At 64.7% G+C, this 4,074-nt stretch carries 6 protein-coding genes; 4 read left to right on the top strand and 2 right to left on the bottom strand.

The features are described 5' to 3' along the window. Positions 1 to 1,470: sulfatase-like hydrolase/transferase (locus VKI00_RS27110; protein ID WP_324443737.1), on the bottom strand; the 1,470-nt coding region annotated here is incomplete at its 3' end. Positions 1,471 to 1,691: 221 nt separating this feature from the next. On the opposite strand from VKI00_RS27110, the gene VKI00_RS27105 reads away from it, so the two are divergent. From VKI00_RS27105 to VKI00_RS27095, 3 genes are all read left to right on the top strand, one after another. Then, a complete protein-coding gene (locus tag VKI00_RS27105) occupies positions 1,692 to 2,699 on the top strand; it encodes an AraC family transcriptional regulator (protein WP_324443736.1) in 1,008 nt (335 codons plus the stop codon). 264 nt (positions 2,700 to 2,963) lie between these two features. After that, entirely contained in the window at positions 2,964 to 3,131 is a 168-nt protein-coding gene (locus tag VKI00_RS27100; protein WP_324443735.1) for a hypothetical protein, read from the top strand. Positions 3,132 to 3,178: 47 nt separating this feature from the next. Then, positions 3,179 to 3,436 (top strand): hypothetical protein, encoded by a 258-nt coding sequence (locus VKI00_RS27095; protein ID WP_324443734.1) that lies wholly within the window; start codon positions 3,179 to 3,181, stop codon positions 3,434 to 3,436. A gap of 97 nt (positions 3,437 to 3,533) precedes the next feature. On the opposite strand, the gene VKI00_RS27090 is transcribed toward VKI00_RS27095, so the two are convergent. After that, positions 3,534 to 3,722 carry a hypothetical protein gene (locus VKI00_RS27090; RefSeq protein WP_324443733.1) on the bottom strand — a complete coding sequence of 63 codons (189 nt, stop codon included), beginning with the start codon at positions 3,720 to 3,722 and terminating at the stop codon, positions 3,534 to 3,536. A 44-nt stretch (positions 3,723 to 3,766) separates the two neighbouring features. Between VKI00_RS27090 and VKI00_RS27085 the strand changes: the two genes are divergently transcribed. Next, the gene (locus VKI00_RS27085; protein ID WP_324443732.1) at positions 3,767 to 3,946 is read left to right on the top strand and encodes a hypothetical protein; all 180 of its coding nucleotides are present in this window, start codon (positions 3,767 to 3,769) and stop codon (positions 3,944 to 3,946) included. Positions 3,947 to 4,074 lie beyond the last annotated feature (128 nt).

Genomic DNA, 4,074 nt, shown 5'->3' with positions numbered 1-4,074 from the left:
GGCGTTCTCCGAGAAGCCGGCGAACACCTCCATTTGGCGGATGTACAGCTTCTTCTGGGTGTCCGACAAACTGTCCCAGGCGGGGAAAAGCTCCGGCCGGTCGGTCAATTCGGTGTCCCCGGGCACAATCCCCAGTTTCTTTTGGCGCTCCAGCGTGTTCTGGCGGTAGACGTCCCAGCCGTCGTCGAACTGGCCCTTGTACTTGTCCGCCCACTCCTTCGGCACATGGTGCGGGGCATGGCTGCAGCCGGTGGAGTAATACATCATCCACGGCTTCTGCCCGTCTTGGGCACGAACGGCGTGCAGCCACTCCATCGCCTTGTCCGTCAGGTCGTCGGGGAAGTAGTACGTCTTTCCGTCCTTGCCTTCGGGTACCCCCACAACGGCGTTGTCCTGGGTGATGATCGGGTCGTACTGGCCCGCTGCGCCGGACAGAAAACCCCAAAAATGGTCGAATCCCCAGGCCTGCGGCCAGTGATCGAACGGGCCGGCTGCCCCCTGCACGTTGTCCGGTGTCAGGTGCCATTTGCCGAACCCGCCGGTGACATAACCGTTGTCGCGCAGAATCCGGGGCAATCCGGCGCAGCTGCGCGGCTTGGCTGCGGTGTAGCCGGGAAACGGGCCAGGGTATTCCGCGATCGAACCAAACCCCACCCGATGGTGGTTACGCCCGGTCAGCAGCGCGGCGCGGGTCGGCGAGCACACTGCGGTGACGTGAAAGCGGTTGTAGGTCAAACCGTTCTGTGCAACCCGACTCAGGGTCGGGGTATGGATGGCACCGCCGGACGTTTCCGGCCCACCGAACCCGGCATCGTCGATCAGCACGATCAGCACATTCGGCGCGTCGTCGGGGGCCTTCGCCCCGGCGACGATTGTCCAGTCGCCAACCGACTCGTCGAGCGTGCGCCCGACGGTGCCGCCGAAGGTGCGATCCGGGAGTGGCAGCCGCGTGCGATCGGGGTTGAATTTGCCCATCGCCTCAGCCAGCGACGTCTCGAGCCCTTTCAGGGTCGAGCGCTCCAGCTCCACGATCGATTTCATCGGCGACCCACCCAATACCTGCTCGACGGCCAGCCGGCTCTCGATCGGCAGCACGGCAATGATCACGGCCGTGCCTTCGGCCAACGCGTGTCCGATCTTGTCGGCCAGACCGCTCTTCAGCCGGTGATCGGCGAACGTTCCGGCCACCGCGCCGGCGGCGGCGCCGACCGCCGCCGATGCCAGAAGGGCCGGCGAGAACAGCCCGACCGCGAGTCCGACCCCGGCACCCCATGCGACGCCGCGGCGGCCCAGGTGGTTGCCGGTGTCGATCAGTGTGGGCTTTCCGTTGGCGTCCTTGCCGACCATGACCGCGCCCCGCAGCGCGATGCTCTTGTCCTTGACGCGGGCGTTCAGTCCGTCGAAATCCCGCCGGGCCGCGTCGAGATCCTGATAGCCGGCCACCAGGACCACCCCGCGCTGTTCACTCATCGAAATTTCCGTCCTGTGTAGGCAACCTCAAGCGCCTGTATCGGCGCTCACTGGCGATGCTTGTCGTACTGCGATGAGATCAATAGGGACGAAGGTCCCGACGGCCGAGGATTCGTCACCATCACCGCCTGGTCTGCCTAAGCGAGTTGACTAGCCTGTGTGGCTCAAAGGATCGAGATCAACCTCTGCCCATCGCACCGCCGCGATTAGCCTTTCAGGACATGTCCGTCGTGCGCGGAACATCGTTGTCGAATTACCCGCGTCTGGTCGCCGAGCTCGGCGGCGACCCGGTCGGCCTGCTGCGCGCGGCCGGCATCCGGCCCAAGGATGTCGGCACCTACGAGGTGTTCATTCCGATTCGGGGTGTCCTGCAGGCGATCGAGTCGGCCGCCGAGGCCACCGCAACGCCCGATTTCGGTCGGCGGCTGGCTCAGCGGCAGGGCATCGAGATACTCGGACCGGTCGGTGTGGCCGCCCGCACCTCGGCCACGGTGGGCGACGCATTCACGATCTTCAGCACGTTCATGGCCGCGTACAGCCCTGCCATCGGGATCCGCATCGCGGAGGCAGATGATCCGCAGCGGTCGTTCATCGAATTTGAGATCCTCCTCGACCGAGCACCGCCCTGTCCGCAGAGCATGGAATTGTCCCTGGGTGTCACGCTACGGGTGTTGCGGTTTCTTCTGGGCTCCGACTATTCGCCGCTGTCGGTGCACTTTCAGCATGAGCCGCTGGCCCCGGTGGAGGATTACCTCCGGTACTTCGGCTGCAGGCCGTATTTCGCCGAGCGGCGGGCGGGTTTCACCGTTCGCGCCGTGGACCTGCACCGACCCCTGCAACGGGACGACGTCGCACACCACGCCATCGTCGAGTACCTCGCCGGCATCACCGAGCACCAGACCCGACTGACGCAGTCGGTCCGTTTGATCGTCCGGCAGCTGTTGCCCACCGGCGCAGCGACGCTGGAGGTGATCGCAGCTCAGTTCAACCTGCATCCAAAAGCGCTGCAGCGCAGGCTCGCCGACGAGGAAACGACCTTCGCCGCCCTGGTTGACCAGGTCCGCAAAGAAGCCGCAGAGAGGTATCTTCGCGACACGCAGATGAGTCTGTCCCACCTCAGCCGCGAACTGGGCTATGCCGAACAAAGCGTCCTGACACGGTCGTGCCGGCGCTGGTTCGGCAGCGGTCCGGCCGACTATCGCCGATCGGTCCGCTCCGGCCGCCGATGACCGGCTGACCGCCACGGACGCGGACACATCCGCGACCCACGAAGCCGTTGATGTATGCGATGTTCGATCACTTAACGTCCAGTTTGATGGGGTGGCGGCCTTGGTGCCCGGTAGGTGCCAAACGGCTCTAGCAGGGAGCGCGCGGGAGGCGAAGTCTGGGTTGATCAGGAGAAGGAGGTCTGCGATGAGGCAATCGCTCCATGGCTGGACCACGATCGCCGTATTCGTCGCCGCATTCGCGTCATTGATGGTGATATGGGACTGATGACCGTTTCACCGGCCCCAGCCGACAATGGCTGCGGTATCGGCTGGTACTACAACACCGACGTGCGTTGGTGCCAGCCCTATACGGGCGGGCCCAAGGTCACCGGGTGCTTTACCACCACCGGCAGGCGTGGACGCGTCACGGCGGGCGTGTGCGTCGGGAACTGATACCTGCGCAACTGCCCTGTGGGCCGGGCTAGCAAAAGGAGTATGAGATGAAGAAGCTGGCAGCAGCGCTGTTGACAGCGATGGCGATGGCGGTAGCGCCGGTGGCCATAGCACCGGTAGCGCACGCCGATGTGTGCGCCGGCGCACACGGACGCCATGTCGCGGCGGGTGGCTGCACCGACATAGCGGGTGATGTGGGGGCCGTGGCCATCGCGGGCGCCGCCGCGCCGTACTGGGCGGGCGAGGAGCCGTGCTACTCGGTAGAGGGTGTGCCGTATTACACGCCTGATGGCGACCCCTGCTAATGGTGCAAACGCAATTCCGTCACGCTCATTCAGCCCCGGCTCAGGAGTAGGCCGTCCGAGACTTGCTGCCACCGCGTTGACAAGCAGACCGTCGCGTTCATGCACGACGGAAAGCGCGTGCTGGGACCCCGATCCGGCCGGTGCAGAACCGTTGCAGCGCTTGAGAAACCAACTCTGGGCCGTTGTTCATCTGCAGCACCTTCAGCGGCCCGCCGGCGGTAGCGAACACCTGCTCGAGCTCGTTCACACTCGACATCGGGCTGGCGAACTTGCTACTGCCGTGCACCGGGAACGCCTCGACCCCCTCTACGGCGACGACTGGACCCAGAAATGTTCACCGACATCGCCGTTCACCTCGGAGGCGGCATCGTGGCGATGCTCAAATGTTGGCTCATACACGGCGAAGATCCTTCGGACCCCGAGGCATTCACCGATCGGACATTGCGGGTGAGCTACTTCTTCGTACCTGCTGGCGAAACCAGCGCCGCACTCGGACGACGTGAGCCCTGACACCATCGGTCATGCACCTACCGCATAGCCGATGCCACCACCGCTAGGATCCTCCAACGGACGGTCCGCCTTTCGGGACTGTGTCTCTGCACTAAAACTAAAGGGTGTGAGCAGATCGACGGGGTGAC

The organism is Mycobacterium sp., assembly GCF_035314665.1.
Classification (GTDB): Bacteria; Actinomycetota; Actinomycetes; order Mycobacteriales; family Mycobacteriaceae; genus Mycobacterium.
This window is presented reverse-complemented; position numbering and strand designations above follow the sequence as displayed.